At 74.5% G+C, this 19,492-nt stretch carries 19 protein-coding genes and 1 pseudogene; 13 read left to right on the top strand and 7 right to left on the bottom strand.

The features are described 5' to 3' along the window. The first annotated feature begins 11 nt into the window (after positions 1 to 11). Positions 12 to 917 (top strand): hypothetical protein, encoded by a 906-nt coding sequence (locus NUM_RS19225; protein WP_207126272.1) that lies wholly within the window; start codon positions 12 to 14, stop codon positions 915 to 917. 31 nt (positions 918 to 948) lie between these two features. Here NUM_RS19225 and NUM_RS19220 read toward each other — a convergent pair whose 3' ends face one another. Further along, on the bottom strand, positions 949 to 1,644 hold the full coding sequence (locus tag NUM_RS19220) for a TetR/AcrR family transcriptional regulator (protein ID WP_207126271.1): 696 nt from the start codon (positions 1,642 to 1,644) through the stop codon (positions 949 to 951). 121 nt (positions 1,645 to 1,765) lie between these two features. On the opposite strand from NUM_RS19220, the gene NUM_RS19215 reads away from it, so the two are divergent. Next, positions 1,766 to 2,476 (top strand): DUF998 domain-containing protein, encoded by a 711-nt coding sequence (locus NUM_RS19215; RefSeq protein WP_207126270.1) that lies wholly within the window; start codon positions 1,766 to 1,768, stop codon positions 2,474 to 2,476. A gap of 141 nt (positions 2,477 to 2,617) precedes the next feature. On the opposite strand, the pseudogene NUM_RS37255 reads toward NUM_RS19215, so the two are convergent. The 4 genes and pseudogenes from NUM_RS37255 to NUM_RS19195 form a co-directional block, all read right to left on the bottom strand. Further along, positions 2,618 to 2,722 (bottom strand): annotated as a pseudogene (locus NUM_RS37255) (arsenate reductase/protein-tyrosine-phosphatase family protein); the annotation flags it as partial. Beyond that, a complete protein-coding gene (gene arsB / locus NUM_RS19205) occupies positions 2,719 to 3,807 on the bottom strand; it encodes an ACR3 family arsenite efflux transporter (RefSeq protein WP_308440579.1) in 1,089 nt (362 codons plus the stop codon). The pseudogene NUM_RS37255 and the gene arsB, both read right to left, overlap by 4 nt. After that, the gene (locus NUM_RS19200; RefSeq protein ID WP_207126269.1) at positions 3,807 to 4,112 is read right to left on the bottom strand and encodes an ArsR/SmtB family transcription factor; all 306 of its coding nucleotides are present in this window, start codon (positions 4,110 to 4,112) and stop codon (positions 3,807 to 3,809) included. Before NUM_RS19200 ends, arsB begins: the two co-directional genes overlap by 1 nt. Positions 4,113 to 4,219: 107 nt before the next feature. Then, entirely contained in the window at positions 4,220 to 5,737 is a 1,518-nt protein-coding gene (locus NUM_RS19195) for an FAD-dependent oxidoreductase (protein WP_207126268.1), read from the bottom strand. Positions 5,738 to 5,825: 88 nt separating this feature from the next. Here NUM_RS19195 and NUM_RS19190 point away from each other — a divergent pair, with 88 nt between their 5' ends. Next, positions 5,826 to 6,194, top strand: coding sequence for an ArsR/SmtB family transcription factor (locus tag NUM_RS19190; protein ID WP_207126267.1), 369 nt, complete (start codon positions 5,826 to 5,828; stop codon positions 6,192 to 6,194). 16 nt (positions 6,195 to 6,210) lie between these two features. Here the strand turns inward: NUM_RS19190 and NUM_RS19185 are convergent, their stop codons facing one another. Next, positions 6,211 to 6,582 (bottom strand): ArsR/SmtB family transcription factor, encoded by a 372-nt coding sequence (locus NUM_RS19185; RefSeq protein WP_207126266.1) that lies wholly within the window; start codon positions 6,580 to 6,582, stop codon positions 6,211 to 6,213. Positions 6,583 to 6,832: 250 nt separating this feature from the next. On the opposite strand from NUM_RS19185, the gene arsM reads away from it, so the two are divergent. Continuing rightward, positions 6,833 to 7,675, top strand: coding sequence for an arsenite methyltransferase (gene arsM, locus NUM_RS19180; RefSeq protein WP_207126265.1), 843 nt, complete (start codon positions 6,833 to 6,835; stop codon positions 7,673 to 7,675). Positions 7,676 to 7,757: 82 nt separating this feature from the next. On the opposite strand, the gene NUM_RS19175 is transcribed toward arsM, so the two are convergent. Then, positions 7,758 to 9,149, bottom strand: coding sequence for a polysaccharide deacetylase family protein (locus NUM_RS19175; RefSeq protein ID WP_207126264.1), 1,392 nt, complete (start codon positions 9,147 to 9,149; stop codon positions 7,758 to 7,760). 342 nt (positions 9,150 to 9,491) lie between these two features. Here NUM_RS19175 and NUM_RS19170 point away from each other — a divergent pair, with 342 nt between their 5' ends. Genes NUM_RS19170 through NUM_RS19130 form a run of 9 tightly spaced genes read left to right on the top strand, consistent with a single transcriptional unit; the run spans position 9,492 to position 19,474 of the window. Then, positions 9,492 to 10,841: a nucleotide sugar dehydrogenase gene (locus NUM_RS19170; RefSeq protein ID WP_207126263.1), complete on the top strand. Its 1,350-nt coding sequence runs from the start codon at positions 9,492 to 9,494 to the stop codon at positions 10,839 to 10,841. Between the two features lie 10 nt (positions 10,842 to 10,851). Further along, on the top strand, positions 10,852 to 12,144 hold the full coding sequence (locus tag NUM_RS19165; RefSeq protein ID WP_207126262.1) for a carboxylate--amine ligase: 1,293 nt from the start codon (positions 10,852 to 10,854) through the stop codon (positions 12,142 to 12,144). After that, positions 12,144 to 13,370, top strand: coding sequence for an NAD(P)-binding domain-containing protein (locus tag NUM_RS19160; protein ID WP_207126261.1), 1,227 nt, complete (start codon positions 12,144 to 12,146; stop codon positions 13,368 to 13,370). The genes NUM_RS19165 and NUM_RS19160 overlap by 1 nt, the downstream gene beginning before the upstream one ends. After that, positions 13,367 to 14,209, top strand: coding sequence for a sugar transferase (locus tag NUM_RS19155; RefSeq protein WP_207126260.1), 843 nt, complete (start codon positions 13,367 to 13,369; stop codon positions 14,207 to 14,209). Before NUM_RS19160 ends, NUM_RS19155 begins: the two co-directional genes overlap by 4 nt. Next, a complete protein-coding gene (locus tag NUM_RS19150) occupies positions 14,200 to 14,952 on the top strand; it encodes a polysaccharide deacetylase family protein (RefSeq protein ID WP_207126259.1) in 753 nt (250 codons plus the stop codon). The genes NUM_RS19155 and NUM_RS19150 overlap by 10 nt, the downstream gene beginning before the upstream one ends. Then, the gene (locus tag NUM_RS19145) at positions 14,949 to 16,067 is read left to right on the top strand and encodes a glycosyltransferase (protein WP_207126258.1); all 1,119 of its coding nucleotides are present in this window, start codon (positions 14,949 to 14,951) and stop codon (positions 16,065 to 16,067) included. The genes NUM_RS19150 and NUM_RS19145 overlap by 4 nt, the downstream gene beginning before the upstream one ends. A 40-nt stretch (positions 16,068 to 16,107) precedes the next feature. Further along, positions 16,108 to 17,097 (top strand): NAD-dependent epimerase/dehydratase family protein, encoded by a 990-nt coding sequence (locus NUM_RS19140; protein WP_207126257.1) that lies wholly within the window; start codon positions 16,108 to 16,110, stop codon positions 17,095 to 17,097. Further along, positions 17,094 to 18,137 carry a glycosyl hydrolase family 18 protein gene (locus NUM_RS19135; protein WP_207126256.1) on the top strand — a complete coding sequence of 348 codons (1,044 nt, stop codon included), beginning with the start codon at positions 17,094 to 17,096 and terminating at the stop codon, positions 18,135 to 18,137. The genes NUM_RS19140 and NUM_RS19135 overlap by 4 nt, the downstream gene beginning before the upstream one ends. Further along, positions 18,137 to 19,474 (top strand): glycosyltransferase family 2 protein, encoded by a 1,338-nt coding sequence (locus NUM_RS19130; RefSeq protein WP_207126255.1) that lies wholly within the window; start codon positions 18,137 to 18,139, stop codon positions 19,472 to 19,474. Before NUM_RS19135 ends, NUM_RS19130 begins: the two co-directional genes overlap by 1 nt. The last annotated feature ends 18 nt before the right edge of the window (positions 19,475 to 19,492 follow it).

Here is a 19,492-nt window from a genome sequence, read left to right as displayed (position 1 = left end):
GGTGTTGCGTCGTGGATCTGGATGCCGTCGCCGACCAGCTGTACGCGCTGCCGCCGGAGCAGTTCACCGCGGCCCGCACCGAACGGGAGAAGGCGGCCCGCTCCAGCGGCGACCGGGAGCTGGCCGCCTCGATCCGTGCGCTGCGCCGGCCCACCGTGCCGGCCTGGGCCGGCAACCTGCTCGCCCGTGCCCGCTCTGGCGAGGCCGAGCGGCTGCTGGGGTTGGGCGAGGAGCTGCGCACCGCGTACCGCGACCTGGACGGCTCCCGGATCCGCGCGCTGTCGGCCGAACAGCGACAGCTGATTCCGGTACTGGTCGGGGCGGCGGCGCGGCTGGCGGCCGACGCCGGGCACCCGCTCGGCGCGGACGCGCGCCGCGAGGTGGAGCAGACGCTGCATGCGGTGGTCGCCGACGCGCAGGCCGGCCAGCGCTGGATCCGGGGCCGCCTGGACCGGCCGCTCACCAGTACCGGGTTGGCCGCGGTCACCACCACTGCCGGCGACGGTGCCGCCGGGGGAGAGGTGGTCGAGCTCGGAGCCGCCGCGGCCCGTCGGGGTGGGTCGGGCGGCCGCTCCCGCGCCGCCCGGTCCGGCGGGACGGCCGACACCGCGGCCGGGGGCCGGTCCGGCCGCGGTCGCGCGTCCCGGTCCGGCCGCGACGTCGAGGCGGAGCGGGCACTGTCGGCCAGTACCGAGGCGCGGGCGGCGGCGGAGCGGCAGCTTGCCGACGCGCAGAGCGCGGTCCGGGCGGCGGAGCGGCGGATCGCCGAGCTGAGCAGCGAACTCGACCGGGCCGGCCGCGAGCAGCAGGCAGCCCGGGAGCGGGCCAGGACGGCGCGGCGGGAGCTGGCCCGGGCCGACCGGGCGGCGCAGCTCGCGCAGCGCCGCGCCAGCCGCCCGCGCCCGTCCGACGACTGACGCTCCGGGCCGAACGCCGCCGTGGCCGGGATCAGCTCGGGCGGCGGTAGCCGGCGAGGAAGACGGCGACGGCGCGGTCGGCGGCGCGCCGGACGGCCGGTTCGGGCATCGGGTCGTCGTCGACGTGGAACATGCCGTGGTCCAGCGCCGGGCCGAGGACCAGGAAGGCGAAGTCCTCGGCGGCGTCGGACGGGTCGCCGGTGAGCAGCCCCCGGTCGGCCAGCCGGGAGAACACGTCGGCCAGCGCCGCGAGCACCCGGGCGGGGGCGCGCCGGTGGTACTCACTGGCCAGCTCGGGGAACCGGCTCGCCTCGCCGATGATCAGCCGGCGCAGCGCCAGCACCTGCGGGTTGAGCACCGTCGACAGGTACCGGTGGGCCAGTGACCGCAGCGCCGGCTCGACGTCGTCGGCGGCGCGGACGCCGGTGATCTCGTTCGGCAGCTCGGCGGCGAAGCGTTCGGCGGTCGCGGTGACGCCCAGGATGATCTCGGCGAACAGCGTCTTCTTGTCCCGGAACTGGTTGTAGACGGTCTGCTTGGACACCGCCGCCACGGCGGCGATCTGGTCGGTGCTGGTGCCCTGGTAGCCCTGCCGCAGGAACAGCCCGGTGGCGGCCTGCACGATCGCCGCTCGCTTGCCGGTCGGGCCGGCCGAGTCTCCCGATGCACCTCGGCCGATCCGGATGATCAGCTCGTCGGTGCGGGTGTTGTCGGCCGGTTCGCCCATTTTCTCGCCTCTCCTCGATCCGCCGTACTGGACTGAACAGTACTCGTACGGTACTGTCCAGTCCACTCGGTACTGACTAGTCCAATGAACAAGACGAGGCAGTCCAATCTGGGAGGTCGACATGACGACACCCTCGCGGCCGGCCGGGGCGGCACCGCTGTCCGGCCGGCAGACGTGCGACCGGGACCGCGCGGTCACCCGCTCGCTGCTCGGCTACGGCGTCCTGGCGGGCCCGTTCTACGTGCTGGTGAGCCTGATCCAGGCGGTGACCCGGCCCGGCTTCGACCTGGCCCACCACGACTGGAGCCTGCTCGCGAACGGCAGCTTCGGCTGGGTCCAGATCGCCAACCTGGTGCTGTCCGGCGCGATGGTGCTCGCGGCCGCGGTCGGCATGCACCGGGCGCTTTCCGGCACGCCCGGCTGCCGGTGGGTGCCGCGGCTGGTCGGCGGGTACGGGATCGGCCTCGTGCTGGCCGGCGCGTTCGTCGCCGATCCGGCGAACGGCTTCCCGGCCGGTACCCCGGCGGGGAAGTCCACCGAGGTCTCCTGGCACGGGCTGCTGCACCTCGCCGCCGGCGGCCTCGGGTTCCTGTGCCTGATCGCCGCCTGCCTGGTGTTCGCCCGCCGGTGCGTTCGGCTCGGGCAGCGCGGCTTCGCGCTCTACTCGGCACTGAGCGGCGTGCTGTTCCTGCTGTCGTTCGCCGGGATCACCAGCGGTTCGAGCAGCGCCCCGGTCGTGCTCGGGTTCACCGCCGGGGTGCTGATCGCCTGGGCCTGGCTCGCCGCCGTCTCGGTGCGCCTCTACCGCGCCACCCCGAAACCGGGCGCCTGACCGCGGCACCGGCGGCCGCCGCTCCGCCCGCTGGGTACGGCCGGCGGTCGGCGGTGGCCAGGCCTCGACCGGTCGCCGGAGTGCTGGTGCCCCGCGACCGCGAGCGGCTCAGGCCGTGGCGCGGGTCAGCTCGTCGAGCAGGACGGTGACGCGGCCGTGCGCGTGGTGGTGGAGCAGGGCGGCGGCCATCTGGGAGCGGCCGGCGTTGTGGACGCAGACGAACAGCACCTCGGGCGTGGTGGTCATGTCGACTCCGTGGCGGTGAGGCGTCGCCGCGCGGCGAGCGAGACGTAGACCAGTGCGATGAGTACGGGCACTTCGATGAGCGGGCCGACGACGCCGGCGAGGGCCTGGCCGGAGGTGGCGCCGAAGGTGGCGATGGCCACCGCGATGGCGAGCTCGAAGTTGTTGCCGGCGGCGGTGAACGCCAGCGTCGCGGCCCGCTGGTAGGGCAGGCGGACGGCGCGGGCGAGCGCGAACGAGCCGAACCACATGATGGCGAAGTAGGCCAGCAGCGGCAGTGCGATGCGGGCGACGTCGAGGGGCTGGCTGGTGATCTGCCTGCCCTGCAGCGCGAACAGGACGATGATGGTGAACAGCAGTCCGTAGAGGGCGATCGGCCCGACCCTGGGCAGGTACCGGGATTCGTACCAGGCTCGGCCCTTGACGCGTTCCCCCACCCGGCGGGACAGGTAGCCGGCGGCCAGCGGGATGCCGAGGAAGATCAGCACGTTGACGACGATCGTCCAGACCGAGACGTGCAGGTCGGTGGTGGGAAGCCCGAGCCAGCCGGGCAGTACGGACAGGTAGAACCAGCCGAGCGCGCCGAACGCGACGACCTGGAACACCGAGTTGAGCGCGACCAGCACGGCGGCGGCTTCCCGGTCGCCGCAGGCCAGGTCGTTCCAGATGATCACCATGGCGATGCAGCGGGCGAGGCCCACGACGATCAGCCCGGTGCGGTAGGCGGGCAGATCCGGCAGGAAGATCCAGGCCAGCGCGAACATCACGGCCGGGCCGGCGACCCAGTTGAGGATCAGGGACGGGATCAGCAGCCGGCGGTCGCGGGTGACTCTGTCGAGCCGGTCGTAGCGCACCTTCGCCAGCACCGGGTACATCATCGCGAGCAGGCCGACCGCGATCGGCAGCGAGACGCCGTCGATCTGGACGGCCTGCACGGCGTCACCGAACCCGGGAATCGCGCGGCCGGCGGCGAGGCCGACGGCCATCGCGGCGAGGATCCAGGCGGGTAGCCACCGGTCGAGGACCGGCAGCCGGGCCACGACCGGGCTGCCGGTGGTGTCGGGGGCGTGCCGGTCGGTGGTGGTCATCAGCATTCCCGCCGTACGCCTGCGTTGGCCCGGGCGCGGGCGGCCAGGGCGGTGAGGCGGTCGGCGGCGGCGGTCAGCGTGTCCGGACGCAGCCGGTAGTAGGTGAACCGGCCGTGCGGTTCGCGTTCGACGACGCCGGCCTCGCGCAGCGCCCTCAGGTGGTGCGACACCAGCGGTTGTTTGGCGTCCAGCTCGGCGACCAGGTGGCAGGTGCACAGGGCGCCGTCGGCGAGTAGTTCGACCATCCGGGCGCGGAGCGGATCGGCCAGCAGCCGGATCACATCAACCTCGCTTGATATCAGCACAGGTTGATGAGACCTCGTCGGGGCGTCGGTTGTCAACTCGGCCACCGGGCCGGATGCCCGGCCGGTGCGGCACGGTCCGGACGTCCAGCCCGCCGGAAACGCCGCATTCAGCAGGACGGCAGGCTGCCCGTCGTGCCGGCCGTGGCCACCGGTTCCGGGTCGGTGGGGCCGCCGGAGAGCATCGCGTCGAGTTGGTCGGCGACCAGGACCGACAGCTGCGTCGCGGCGGTCGCCTCGATGCCCAGCTCGCCGGCCGCGGCGGCGACGGCGGCGGGCAGATCCTGGCTGTCGGGGTAGTGCGCGATGGTGGCGGACACCAGCTTGCCCGGCACGTCGGGTGCCAGGCCGAGGCGGGCGGCGGCGTCGGCGGCGATCGCGCGGGCGCCGGCGGTCACCGAGCACACCCCGGTCTCGGGCAGGTCCAGGTGCACGTCCCGGGCCGCGTCCCAGTCTCCGGCCAGCGCGGCGACGATCGAGCGAACCTGTTCGTAGCCGGTGGCCAGCAGGAACGTCGGCGCCCGGCCGTAGGACTTCATCCCGGCGATGAAGTAGCCCGGCTCGGGCTGGGTCAACTCGTCGACGCCGTGCGGGCGCACGGTGCCGCAGGAATGGATGTTCGGGTCGATCAACGGGGCCAGGGCGCGGGTGCAGCCCAGTGCCGGGTCCAGGTCCAGGCGCAGTTCGTCGGCGATGGTGTGGTCGGGCCGGAATCCGGTCGCCGAGACGATCCGGTCGACGGTGAGCACGTCGCCGCCGTCGACCTCGACCCGGCCGTCAGCGGTGGGTGTCACGGCGCGGACCTTGAACCCGGTCCGCACCTGGACGCGGCCGGAGTCGATCAGCAGCCGCAGCCCGGAGCCCAACGCGCCGCGGCCCGGCAACGCGTCGGCGTCCTCCCCGCCGAACGCCCGATCCGGGCTGCCCCCGCGCACCGCCCAGGTGATCTGGGTGCCCGGTGCGGTCTCGGCCAGCTCCGCCAGCGCGAGCAGCGTGTTCGCCGCCGAATGGCCTGCCCCGACCACCAGCGTGTGCCGGCCGGCGAACCGGTCCCGGTCGGCGCCCAGCACATCGGGCAGGGCGGTGTCGATGAACTCGCTCGCCTCGGCTTCGCCGACTGCCGGCAATCCGTTGGCTCCCAGCACGTTCGGCTGCCGCCACGTGCCGGCTGCGTCGATCACCGCGCGAGCCGGCAACTGCTGCCCGTCGTCGAACCGCAGCAGCAACGGCGCCCGCTCGCGGCCGGCCGTGCGCACCCGGTCGACGCCGTCACGCGACATCGCCACCACCCGCGCCCCGTACCGCACCTGCGCGGCGATACGGGGATGTGCCGCCAGCGGTACCAGGTAGTCGCGCACCAGTTCACCGCCGGTGGGCAACGTCTCGGCATCCGGCGACGCCCACCCCGACGGCTCCAACAAGCGGCGTGCCGCGGCGTCGGTGTCGTACCGCCACGGGCTGAACAACCGGACATGACCCCACTGCCGCACCGCGGCACCGGGCCCCTCGCCGGCCTCGACCACCAGGAACGGCATGCCCCGCTCGGCCAGGTGCGCCGCCGCGGCGAGCCCCACCGGCCCCGCGCCGATCACCACCACGGGAAGCGCCCGTGCCGTCGTCTCGTCCATCGCTGCCTCCACGCAGATCGAACAATGGATGCAAGTATTAACAGCGATGACTGTTGATAGCAAGTACGGTCGGTGCTTGAATGGAGGCATGACCGACGCAGTGGACGTGCGTACCCTCGACCTCACCGATGCGGCAGGCCTGCGCCACCGCGCCGCGGAGTTGGTGCCGTGCTTCAAGGCCCTCGCCGACGAACACCGCCTGGCGATCATGCTGCTGCTGGCCACCGGACCGCACACCGTCCGCGAGCTGACCGACGCCACCGGGTTCGCGCAGACCCTGGTCTCGCACCACCTGGCCGCGCTGCGCGAAGTGGGGCTGGTCACCTCCACTGCCCGTGGCCGGGCCAACCTCTACCGGCTGTGCTGCGACCAGCTCGCCGGCCCGGTCCGGCTGCTCGCGAGCCTCGCCACCCTCACCCCCGAGGGCAGCCAGGCCTGCTGCGCCGACCCCGCCTGAAGCGGGGCCGGCCGGGTCAACGCACCGCTGCGGGCTGCGGAACCTGCAGCAGGCCGGCCAGCCGGGTCAGCATCGCCGGGACGGCCCAGTAGTACACCCAGGTCCCGCGACGTTCGCAGTCGATCAGGCCCGCCTGCCGTAGCACCTTCAAGTGGTGCGAGATCGTCGGTCCGCTCACCGCGAACCGCGGGGTCAGGTCGCACACGCACACCTCGCCGCCCGCGTGCGAGGCGATCAGCGACACCAGCTGCAGCCGGGTCGGATCGCCCAACGCCTTGAACGCGGCCGCGAGATCAGCCGCGTCCGCCGCGGCGATCGGTTGCTCGGCCAGCGGTGAGCAGCAGCCGGTGGCCTCGGTACCGGTCAACACCGGACGCTGTTTCGACATGTCTCTATCTTGACGGATGGCTAATCATGGTGCAAGCTCTGCTTAGACGTTCATCTATCCAGCGAGGGCATCATGATCCGTCTCCGTCGCCACCGGCCCACCCCCACCCGCATCAACGAAGCGTGCGGCTGCGCCTGCGACAGCGCGTGCCACGCCAACGCCCGACTCGACCGCGCGCACACCCGGGCGATGACCGCCCTGGGCGGACCCCGCTGAACCACCACAGCCCAGCCAGCCGAAGGAGCACACCATGACCCAGCAGAGCACCGGCAACCCGCTGCGCGACGAGGTCCGCGCCCGCTACGCCGCGGCCGCCCGCCGCGTCAGCGCCAACGCCACCCAGACCGGCACCGGGCAGACCAGCGGATGTTGCGGCCCCACCGACAACTCCACCGTGCTGGCCACCATCGACGCCAACACCGACTGCTGCGGCGGCGGATCCTGCGCCACCAGCGACCCCGACCCGTTCGGCGCCACCCTCTACGACCAGGCAGACCGCGACCAACTGCCCGCCGACGCGGTCGCCGCCTCCCTCGGCTGCGGCAACCCCCTCGCCGTGGCCGACCTCAACGAGGGCGAGACCGTGCTCGACCTCGGCTCCGGCGGCGGCATCGACGTCCTGCTGTCGGCCAAGCGGGTCGGACCCAGCGGCAAGGCGTACGGCCTGGACATGACCGACGACATGCTCGACCTGGCCCGCCGCAACGCCGAGAAGGCCGGCGCCACCAACGTCGAGTTCCTCAGGGGCGAGATCGAAGCCGTGCCGCTGCCCGACGCGTCCGTGGACGTGATCATCTCCAACTGCGTGATCAACCTGTCCACCGACAAGTCCGCCGTGCTCGCCGAAGCGTTCCGCGTGCTCAAGCCCGGCGGACGCATCGGCGTCTCCGACGTCGTCGCGGAAGACCACCTCAGCCCCGCCGACCGCGCCGAACGCGGCCAATGGGTCGGCTGCATCGCCGGCGCCCTGTCCATCACCGAGTACTACGACGGCCTGACCGCCGCCGGCTTCACCAACGTCGACATCACCCCCACCCAGCAGGCCGCCGAAGGCATGCACTCCGCCATCATCAAGGCCACCAAGCCGGCCTAGCCGTCGTCGTCGGGCCGCGATGCCGCGTCGCCCGTTCCCCGGGGCCGGTCCGGCGGTCGGCCGCCGGACCGGCCGAACCGCATCACCCGACGAGACGGTAGCCGTCGGTGACCACCGTGCCGGCCGAGCGCAGGCGCAGTCCGAACGACACCGCGGTGGCGCCGTCCGGTACCGATGGGGTGCGCCAGGACAGCTGCCGCCAGGTGCCGGTGGCCGGCTGCGTCGGCGGACCGACCGACCAGGCGGTCCAGGCGCCGCGGGCGGTGCGGTAGTAGAGCACCGGCGTGGTCGGTGCGGTGGCGGTGTACCAGACACCCAGCGTGTACCGCCGACCCGGCGCCACCGCGGGCGCGCAGCTGCCGAGATCCAGCAGCGGCATCAGCTGTGCCGCACCGGAGTGGTACCCGCGCACGGTCAGGCTGGCGGCGAACCGCCCCCCGTGCGCGGTGCCGGTCCGGCGCACCGTCACCGAGTTCCGGCCGTACGAGGTGGGCCGGAAACAGGCCGGTTCGCCGTGCTGCCACCGCTCCAGCGACCCGTCCCGTACCGCGTCGTGCCCGGGCGGTGCCGCGGCGGGTGCGCCGAGCCGATGCGGTGCGCGGACCGAGCCGCCGACCACCGCGTCGACCGGCAGGACGGCCGTGCCGTGCGCGGCGCGCGGGGCAAGCCAGTCCAGGAAGCGGCGCAGCGTCTGCGGCGGGATGCCGATGTCGCTGCACCCGTCGCACACGTGGTGGAACGTCAGCGGCAGCCAGCCGCCGTGCCGTTCGGCCCCGCGTACCTCGTTGATCAGGTCGCCGAGCGTCCAGCCGCTGTCGAACTCCGCCGGCGCCCGCACGTCGTACGGGTCCGGTGGCGGGATCTGCTCGGTGTACGGGCAGTCGGCGCAGTCGGCCGGGCTACGCACCGAGTGCAGGTCGCCGAGCTGCCGCGCGCTGTTGTAGCCGCAGTCGCGCACGATCCGTCGCTCCCGCGGCCCGAGCGCGTCGTACGGGTAGGCGAACGAGGTCACCGGGATGCCCCAGCCGAGCCAGTTGGCGCGGTCGTCGCAGACCTCCCGGCGCGCCTCGGCGACGTCGACGTCCGGCAGGTTCTCGTGCAGCACGGTGTGCCCGCCGATCTCTAGCCCTTTCGCGCGCATCTCGCGCACCTGCGCGAGGCTCAGGTAGCCGGGCAGGCCGACCCAGCCGGACGGCACGTAGAAGGTGCCGGGAAGCTTGTGCCGCAACAGTTCCTGCGCGCCGACGAGCTGGTCGGCGTACCCGTCGTCGAAGGTCAGCGACACCACCAGGCGATGCCCGGTCGACGTGTCGCGCGCCGCGGAGACGGCGGCCAGGCCCGCGAGCGGACGGGGCGGCGGTGCGGGCCCGCCGCCACCCCGGTGGCCGGCGGCGAAGACCAACCCGCCGACCAGCACGGCGACCGCGAGCCAGGCCGGCAGCAGCCAGCCACGGGCGAGGCGGTGCGCGCGCATCGCCTCACACTAGGGCGATCGGCCTAGCCGCGCCCCCGCCAAACGACGTAGCGGCCGGTACGCCAGCGGTTCGACCGGCGAGCGGAACCGGTCCGGCCGGCGGCCCGGATCGGCAGCCCGGATCGGCCGTCCGGCACGCGCCTCGCGACCAGCCGCCGGCGCCGTGTCGGCCGCCCGGTCCGCCAATCGACGTAGGGCCCGCTACGCGCATCGCCCGGAGACCGCGGGCACCGCGGCGACCTAGGGTGCACGCAGGGCCGCCGGCAGCCGGCGGTGCACCGGGCTCGGCCGGACGTCGACGCGTCCCGCCGGGCCGCCCGAGGGACACGAGGTGGTGTCGCCATGGCCGGGTTGGAACTCGCGCTGGCAGTCAACGGCCCGCTGGACGACGTCAGGTCGCGACTGCTGCACCGCAGCGCGGCGCGGCCCGGCACCGAACCGCTGTCGGTGGGCGTCGTGGGGCTCGGCTACGTCGGCCTGCCCACCGCGCTGGGACTGTACGCGCGGGGCGTGCCGGGGATCGGCGTGGACGTCAGCGCCGAACGGCTGGCCGCGATCCGGACCGGCGCGGTGGATCTGCCCGACGACGACCGTGCCGCGCTGGCGGACGCGCTCGCGGCCGGTGGGCTGCGGCTGACCGACGATCCGGCGCTGCTGTCCGATGTGGACGCCGTGGTGGTCTGCGTACCGACGCCGGTGGACCGGCACCGGGTCCCGGATACCACCGCGCTGCGGGCGGCGTGCACCGCGGTGGTCCAGCATGCCCGCGCCGGCCAGACCATCGTGCTGACCTCGACCAGCTACGTCGGTACCACCCGGGAGATGCTGATCGACCCGTTGCAGCGCAAGGGACTGCGGGTCGGCGTGGACGTCTGCGTGGCGTTCAGCCCGGAGCGGATCGACCCGGGCGTCCCGGCGCACCGGCAGCGCGAGACGCCGCGGCTGGTCGGCGGCGAGACACCACGGTGCACCGAGCGGGCGGCGCGCCTGATCGGGTACCTGACCGACGCGGTGTACGCGGTCTCCACGCCGGAGGCCGCCGAGCTCGCGAAGCTGTACGAGAACGTCTACCGCGCGGTGAACCTGGCGCTGGCGAACGAGATCGCCGACATCTGCGGTCACCTGGCGCTGGATCCGATCGAGGTGACCACGGCGGCGGCGACCAAGCCGTACGGGTTCCTGGCCTGCTTCCCCGGGCCGGGGGTCGGCGGCCACTGCATCCCGTGCGACCCGCACTACCTGCTCTGGCAGCTGCGTACCGCGGCGCACCCGGCACCGCTGATCGAGCAGGCGATGACCGCGATCGCGGCGCGCCCGCGGCGGGTGGTGGCGCGCGCGGTGGAGCTGCTCGCCGACACCGGCGGATCGCTGCGCGGCGCCCGGGTCCTGGTGGTCGGCGTCAGCTACAAGCCGGGGGTACGGGACCTGCGCGGCTCGTCGGCGCTGGACATCCTCGCCGAGCTGGCCCGGCGCGGTGCGCAGGTGCACTACCACGACCCGCTGGTGCCCGACTGCACGCTGCCGGACGGCACCCGGCTGTCCGGCGAGACCGACCCGCAGGGCGCCGACTGGGACCTGGCGCTGATCCACACCGTGCATCCGGGCGTCGACTACGGCTGGGCCGCCGACTGCCCGCGGGTGCTGGACGCGACGTACCGGTTCGACCTCGCCCCGCACCGGCAGATCGTCTAGGGGAGCGACGATGCTCGACCAGGACGTTCCGGCGGTGGTGCTGAAGCTGGACCGCAACGTGTTCCACCACGGCGGTCTCGGCGTGATCCGCAGCCTGGGCCGCGCCGGCGTCGAGGTGTACGCGGTGTGCGAGGACCCGCTCACCCCGGCGGCGCGGTCGAGGTACCTGCGCGGCCGGTTGCGCTGGTTGCCCGATCCGGACCAGCCGTACCGGGTGCTGGCCGCGCTGGCCCGGGTCGCCGAGCGGATCGGTCGGCGATCGGTGCTGATCCCCACCGACGACGCGGGCGCGATCCTGCTCGCCGAACACGGATCGGTGCTGCGGCGGTGGTTCTCGTTCCCCGCGCAGCCGGCGGCGCTGCCCCGGCGGCTGGCCGGCAAGGCGAGCCTCGCGGCGCTCGGCCGCGATCTCGGGTTGCCCACGGTCGACTCGGTCGAGACCGACGATCCGGTGCTGGCGCGGGAGTTCGCCGAGCGGGTCGGCTATCCGGTGGTGGCGAAGCTGGCCGCGCCCTGGCGCCGCACCGGCGGGCTGCGCAGCACCACCGTCGTCTGGGACGCGGCCGCGCTGGCCGCGGCGTACGCGGCCGGCGTGCCGCTGCTGCTGCAGGAGTACCTGCCGGGCAGCGACTGGTTCTTCCACGGCTACTGCGACGCCGACTCGGTCTGCCGGCCCGCGTTCACCGGCCGCAAGCACCGCTCGTACCCGCCGCACGCCGGGCTGACCAGCCTCGGCGAGTGCGTGCCGGAGCCGGTACTCGCCGGCGAGATGGCGGCGCTGCTGTCCCGCCTGGGCTACCGCGGGATCCTGGACTGCGACCTGCGCCGGGACGCGCGCGACGGCCGGTTCCGGTTGCTGGACTTCAATCCGCGCATCGGCGCGCAGTTCCGGCTGTTCCGCACCGCCGCCGGGGTGGACGTGGCGCGGGCCGCGCACCTGGACCTCACCGGCCGACCGGTACCGGAGTCCGGGCAGGTCGCCGGCCGCCGGTTCGTGGTGGAGAACTACGACACCCTCGCCGCGCTGGGCTACCTGCGGCGCGGTGAGCTGGGCGTGCGGGCCTGGCTCGGCAGCCTGCGCGGCATCGACGAGACCGCGTGGTTCGCAGCCGACGACCTGGCCCCGTTCGGCCTGATGTGCCTGCGCACCGGGTGGCGCGCCGCGCATCGTCCGTTCGCGCGGCGGCGCCCGACCGGGTCGGTGCTGCCACCCCGGCCGGCCCGGTCCGGGCCACGCACCGCACCCCGGCGGCCGGCCCGATCGGCCCCGCCGATACCGATCGAAGCGGGAGGAACGGGCTGATGGCAAGGACGATCGACGTGGCCATCGTGGGCGCCGGGCCGTACGGGCTGTCGCTCGCCGCGCACCTGCGCGACACCGGCCTGACGGTCCGGGTGTTCGGCCGGCCGATGGCGCTGTGGCGCTCGGCGATGCCGGCCGGGATGCAGCTGAAATCCCAGCCGTACGCGTCGAACCTGTCCGACCCGGCGGGCGCCGCGACGCTGGCCGCCTACTGCGCGCACCGCGGCGAGCAGTACGTGCCGTACGGGAAACCGGTGCGGCTGGCCGACTTCACCGCGTACGGCGGCTGGTTCCAGCACACCCAGGTGCCCGACCTGACCGAGACGCTGGTACGCCGGATCGACTCGGTGGGCGCCCAGTTCGAGGTGACGCTCGACGACGGTGAGACGCTGCTGGCCCGCCGGGTGGTGGTCGCGGTCGGCGTCGAGCACTTCGACCGGATCCCGCCGCTGCTCGCCGACCTGCCGGACACCCTCGTCACGCACTCGTCGGCGCACACCGACTTGTCCCGCTTCGCCGGTACCGACCTGACCGTTCTGGGCGGCGGCCAGGCGGCGCTGGAGACCGCGGCGCTCGCCGCCGAGGCCGGCGCCACCGTACGGGTGGTGGTCCGCGCACCGCGCGTCGTGTGGAACGGCGATCCGCTGCGCGCCCGGCGCTCGCTGCGGGTCCGGCTGCGGGAGCCGGAGGCGCCGCTGGGCTCCGGCTGGACCACGCTGCTGTACTCCAACCGGCCGGATCTGCTGCACCGGCTGCCGGCCCGCCGCCGGGCCCGGATCGCCCGGACCGCGCTGGGCCCGGCCGGCGCGTACTGGCTGCGCCCGCGGGTGGAGGGCAGGCTGCCGGTGCTCACCGACCACGAGCTGATCGCCGTCGAGCCCGGCGCCGACTCGCTCCGGCTGACCCTGCGCGACGGCGCCGGTCCGGTGCGCATCAGCACCGAGCACGTCATCGCCGCCACCGGGTTCCGGCCGGACGTGTCCCGGCTGGCTTTCCTGGACGAGCGGCTCGCCGCCGCCGTCGCCACCCTGGACGGTGCGCCCGCGGTCGACCGGGTGTTCCAGTCCTCGGTTCCCGGCCTGTACTTCACCGGGCCGGCGGTGGCGAACTCGTTCGGCCCGGTGATGCGGTTCGTGCACGGCTGCGACTTTGCGGCGCGCCGGATCGCGCACCACCTGACCGGCACCGTGACGACCGGTCGGTCGCTGGCCCGGGCGGCCGGATGAGCGCCCCGACCACCCCGCATCCGGCGACCGGCTCCGGGGCCGCCGCACCGGTCCGACGCGCCGCCGCGTGGTGGCCGGCATCGAGCCTGCCGCCCGGTGGCCGGGCCGTCGGCGTGGCGCGACACGCGTCCGCTCCGGTGCTGCGGTTCCGGCGCAAGCGGGCGCTCGACCTGGCGTTGGGGGTACCGCTGCTGATCCTTTCGGCGCCGGTGGTCGCGCTGCTGGCGCTGGCGATCCGCTGCCTGGACGGTCGGCCGGTACTGTTCCGCCAGGTCCGGCTCACCGCCGGCGCGGCCACGTTCGTCCTGCTCAAGCTGCGCACGGTGGCGCCGGACCCGGACGCCGACGTGCGCTGGACGGTACCGCCGGGCGCGGTCACCGGGCTCGGCGTGGCGCTGCGCCGCAGCCACCTGGACGAGCTGCCGCAACTGGTCAACGTGCTGCGCGGGGAGATGTCGCTGGTCGGGCCGCGGCCGGAACGGCCGCACTTCGCCGAGCTGTTCGCCGCCACCGTGCCGGGCTACCCGGGCCGGTACCGGATGCCGGCCGGGATCACCGGTACCGCCCAGCTGCGCGGACTGTGCGGCGACACGCCGCTGATCACCCGGGTCGTCGCCGACAACGAGTACATCGAACGCTGGACGCTTCGTCGCGACCTTCGGATCCTCGCGGCGACGGCGGCCGGCGCGGCGGCCGGCTGCGCCGTGCCGGCGGGAGCGGCCGGACGTGCCGCGGTGACCGCGATCGGCCGTACCGCGGCGGTGCTTCGTCGCGGTGTCGTGGCGACTGCGGGTCGCGCCGTGCGGGCGGCGAGGGGAGGCGGGCGGCCATGGCGGTGATCGAGCGGGCCCGGCTGGCGGCACCGTGGCGGTGGCGGGAGGTGCCGCTGGTGCTGATGTACCACACCGTCGACGTGCTGGCCGACGACCCGCACCGGCTGGCGGTGTCACCCCGCCGGTTCGCCGCGCAGCTGGCCACGCTGCGCCGGCTCGGGCTGCGCGGTGTCGGTGTCGGGCAGCTGCTCGCCGCCCGCCGGGCCGGGCGTGGCGCCGGGCTGGTGGGCATCACGTTCGACGACGGGTACGCCGGGGTGGTCCGGCACGCGCTGCCGGCGATGCGCCGGTTCGGCTGTACCGCCACCGTGTTCGTGGTCGCCGACCGGATCGGCGCGGTCAACGACTGGGACGGGGGCGAGCTGGCGCTGCTGGACGCCCCGGATCTGGCCGCGCTCGCCGGCGCCGGCTGGGAGATCGGCGCGCACGGCGCCCGGCACGTACCGCTGGCCGGGCTGGCCGGTGCGCGGCTGCGCGACGAGGTCGCCGGCAGCCGGGACCGGCTGGCCGCGGTGATCGACCGGCCCGTCGACGGCTTCTGCTACCCGTACGGCTCGATGGACGCCGGGGCGCGCGCCGCGGTCACCGCCGCCGGCTACCGGTACGCCTGCGCCGTGGACGCACCGCGCTCGACGCTCGGCGTGGCCGCGGTACCGCGGATCTACGTCGGCGAGCGCGACGGCGCGCTGCGACTGACCGGCAAGCGGCTGCTCTACCGGGCCCGGCTGGCCGCCGGAGGCCGACCGTGAGGGTGCTGCACGTGATCACCGGGCTGGGCGTCGGCGGGGCCGAGCTCCAGCTGCCGACGGTCCTGGCCCGCACCCGGCACCACGCCGAGGTGCTCAGCCTGTACAACCCGGGGCCGGTCGCGGATCGGCTGGCGGCGGCCGGGATCGGCGTGCGCGACCTCGGCATGCGGCGCAACACCCAGCTGTCCGCGCTGCCCCGGCTGACCCGGCTGATCGCCGCCGGCCGCTACGACGTGGTGCACGCGCACCTCTACCGCGCCCAGGTGTACGGCCGGGCCGCGGCCCGGTTGGCCCGCACGCCGGTGATCGTGTCCACCGAGCACTCGATCGGCGAGACGCACCTGGAGCGGCGGCGGATGACCGCCGGCGTGCGCGCGCTGTACCTGGCCAGCGAGCGGTGCGGGCAGGTCACCGTCGCGGTGTCCGAGACGGTCCGCGACCGGCTGGTGCGGTGGGGCGTACCGGCGGCGCGGATCACGGTGATTCCCAACGCCGTCGACCTGGACCGGTCCCGGTACGACCCGGTGGCGCGGACCCGGCTGCGCACCGAGCTGCGGGTGCCGCCCGGCACCGTCGTGCTCGGCGTGCTCGGGCGGCTGGATCCGGTGAAGCGGGTCGACCTGGCACTGCGGGCGCTCGCGCCGCTGCTGACCGGCGGCCGGCTGTTCCTCGTGGTCGGCGACGGTCCCGAGCTGGCCCGGCTGCGCGCGCTGGCCGCCGAGCTCGGGATCGCCGACCGGGTCCGGTTCACCGGGGAACGGCACGACGTGGGGCCCCTGCTGTCCGCCATGGACGTGTTCCTGACCGTCTCGGAGCAGGAGACGTTCGGGCTCTCGGCGCTGGAGGCGCTCGCCGCCGGGCTGCCGGTGCGCTACACCACCTGCCCGGCGCTGGCCGGGCTCGACGTGCCGCAGGCCCGCCCGGTACCGGGCACCGTGGCGGGGCTGCGCGCCGAACTCGCCGCGGTCCTCGCCGCGCCACCCACCGACCGCCGGCCGGTCGAGGCGATCACCGACCGGTACGGGGTGGCCGCGGTCGCCGACCGCATCGACACGCTGTACGAACGGCTCGCGGCCCGCCCGCGGGCCGGCCGGCAGGGCCGGCCGACGGGCTGACACGACCCGGCGAGCGGGCCGGACACGACGGGGGGACGACATGCGCACACTGATCACCGGGGGCGCCGGGTTCATCGGCTCGCACCTGACGGAGGCGCTGCTCGCCGCCGGCGACCAGGTCACCGTGCTGGACGACCTGAGTACCGGGCGGTGGGAGAACCTCGCCGGCGTCGCCGACCGGCCGGGCCTGCGGCTGGTGCGCGGCTCGGTCCTGGACGCGGAGCTGGTCGAGCGGCTGGTGCTCGACGCCGACACCATCTACCACCTGGCCGCCGCGGTCGGCGCGTTCACCATCCGCGACCGCACCCTGGACAGCCTGCGCACCAACCTGCACGGCACCGAGCACGTCGTCGCCGCGGCGCACCGGTACGACGTGCGGCTACTGCTCGCCTCCACCAGCGAGATCTACGGCAAGAACGACAAGGTCGGGCTGCGCGAGGAGGACGACCGGATCATCGGCTCGCCGACCAAGAGCCGCTGGTCGTACTCGGAGGCGAAGGCGATCGACGAGACGCTGGTCACCGCGTACGGCCGGGCCGGGCTGCGGGCCGTGACGGTGCGGCTGTTCAACACCGTCGGCCCGCGCCAGACCGGCCGGTACGGGATGGTGGTGCCGCGGTTCGTCGGGCAGGCGCTGGCCGGTGACCCGCTCACCGTGTACGGCACCGGCGACCAGATCCGCTGCTTCTGCCACGTCGCCGACGTGGTCGCCGCGCTGCCCGCGCTGCTGGCCGAGCGCGCGGCGATCGGCGGCGTGTTCAACCTCGGCTCCGCCGAGCAGGTCAGCATCGGGGAGCTGGCCCGGCGGGTGGTGACGCTGACCGGGTCGCACTCGACGATCGACCGCATCCCGTACCAGGTGGCGTACGGGGACGGGTACGAGGACATGATGCGCCGGGTGCCGGACTGCCGGCGGGCCCGGGAGCTGGTCGGCTTCGTCCCGGGCCGTGACCTGGACACCATCCTGCGCGACGTCGTCGACGAGCACCGCGCCGTTCCGCTGGCACGGCGGGTGCTCGCCACACCATGACCGGGCCGGTACGACGATGGCCGCCGCTCGCGGTGGTGGGGTTGCTGCTGATCGGACTGCTCGTGGGGTGCGGACAGGATCGTCCACAGTGGAGGCACGGGGTGCTCGCCGCGGTACCGTACTGGAACTTCGGCGCCGCGCGGCTGGACGGCCACGCCGGCCGGATCGACACGTACTCGCCCTGGGTGTACGGGATCGCCGCGGACGGCACCGTGGTCCCGCAGCGGCCCGGCGCGGACACCGCGGCGCTGCGCTCCCGGCCGCCCGGCACCCGGTACGTGCCGACCGTGGCGAACGCGCTGGACGGCACCTTCTCGTACCGGCCGGTGTCGCGGGTGCTGCACGATCCGGCGGCCCGGGCGCGGCACGTCCGGTCCCTGGTCGCGCTCGCGGAGGCGCCGCACGTGGCCGGGATCGACCTGGACTACGAGGACCTGCGGGCCGGCGACCGGGCCGCGTTCACCGCGCTGGTGCGGCAGGTGGCCGCCGCGCTGCACGCGCGGGACCGTACCCTCAGCGTCGACCTGTTCGCCAAGGACACCGACGCCGGGTACGCGCCGCGCAACGTCGCGCAGGACTACCGGCGGCTCGGCCGGGCCGTCGACCAGGTCCGGCTGATGGCCTACGACTACCACTGGGAGACCTCCGGCCCCGGCCCCATCTCGCCGACCCCGTGGGTACGCCGGGTGCTGCGGTACGCGACCGCGACGATCGGCGCGGACAAGCTCGTCCTCGGCATGTCGCTGTCCGGGTACGACTGGGTCGGCCACCGCGGCACCGACCGCAGCGTCGCCACGCTGCGGCGCGCCGCCACCGACCGGCACGTACCGGTGCGCTGGGACGCCACCGCCCAGGCGCCGTGGTACTCCTACCGGGACGCGCGGGGCCGCCGGCACGAGGTGTGGTTCGAGAACGACCGCAGCGTCGACGCGAAGCTGGCGCTCGCCCGGTCCGCCCACCTGGCCGGGGTGTTCTTCTGGCTCAACGAGGGCAGCGCCGACGGCGCGGTCTGGCGCGCCGCCGCCGGCGGAGGTGACTGATGTTCCCCTGGTGGCTGCTGGTGTTCGTGTTCGGCCTCAACTTCACCCTGTGGGGCCTGATCGGCCTGCTGCGGCTGATCGACGACCGGTTCGTGCGCCGGCACGACCGGCCGGACGTGGCGCCCGGGCCGCGGCTGCTGCGCGACCCGGACGCACCCCGTACCGGGCCGATCGGGCTGGACGAGGTCGCGGTGCTGATCCCGGCGCACAACGAGGCGGTAGTGCTGGCCGCGTCGATCACCGCGGTGCGGCGGCTGGTACCGGCCGGCGCGGTGCACGTGGTCTCGGACGGCTCCACCGACGACACCGTCGCGATCGCCCGCCGCTGCGGCGCCCGGGTCCTCGCCACCCCGGGCAACCTGGGCAAGGCCGGCGCGCTGCAGTACGCGATCCGGCGGTTCGGGCTGGTTCGCCGCTACCGGGCGGTGCTGCTGCTGGACGCCGACACCCAGCTCGCCGACGGCTACTTCGAGGCCGCGCTGCCGCTGTTCGACGACCCCGCGGTCGTGGCCGTCGCCGGCTGTGCCCGTACCCACTGGGCGCCGGGACGGATGTCGCACACCGGGCAGCTGATCGTGGCGCACCGGGAACGGATCTACACGATGACCCAGCGGCTGCTCAAGTACGGCCAGACCTGGCGGTCGCTCAACGCCACGCACATCGTGCCGGGCTTCGCCAGCCTGTACCGCACCGAGATCCTGCCCCGGATCGACATGAACCCGCCGGGGCTGGTGATCGAGGACTTCAACATGACCTTCGAGGTGTACCGGCGGCGGCTCGGCCGGGTCGGGTTCCGCCTCGACGCCGCGGCCACCACCCAGGACCCGGACACCTTCCGCGACTATCTCCAGCAGACCACCCGGTGGTCGCTCGGGCTGTGGCAGACGGTGCGCCGGCACGGGCTGCGGCGCAACCTGTTCTCCGTGGTACTCGCCCTGACCCTGCTGGAGCTGGTCTCCAGCAGCCTGCTGTTCCTGTTGCTGCCGCTGCTGTTCCTGCTGCTCGCGGTGCCGGAGCTGGCACCGGCGGTGGCCGATCTGCCCGGACTGTCCAGCGTGTACACCACGGTGCACGGCTACGTGCGGCTGGAGACGCTCGCGGTCGGCGTGCTGCTGCCCGACTACCTGACCACGCTGCTGGTCGCCGGGCTGCAGCGGCGCCCCCGGTACCTGCTGTTCCTGCCGTTCTTCGTGCTGCTGCGGGTGGTCGACGCGGCGGTGACGCTCTACGCCCTGCCGCGGGCCTTCGTGGCGCGCTCCACCGGCCGCTGGGTCTCCCCGACCCGCCGCCCACCGGAACCGGTCGCCGCACCGTCCACACTGGACCCGGCCAGCTGAGCGTGGCGTCGCTCGCCC

This window comes from Actinocatenispora comari (assembly GCF_017312725.1).
In the GTDB taxonomy this organism is placed as follows: domain Bacteria; phylum Actinomycetota; class Actinomycetes; order Mycobacteriales; family Micromonosporaceae; genus Actinocatenispora; species Actinocatenispora comari.
The sequence above is the reverse complement of the archived record's forward strand: the minus strand, read 5'-3'. Positions and strand labels throughout refer to the sequence as shown.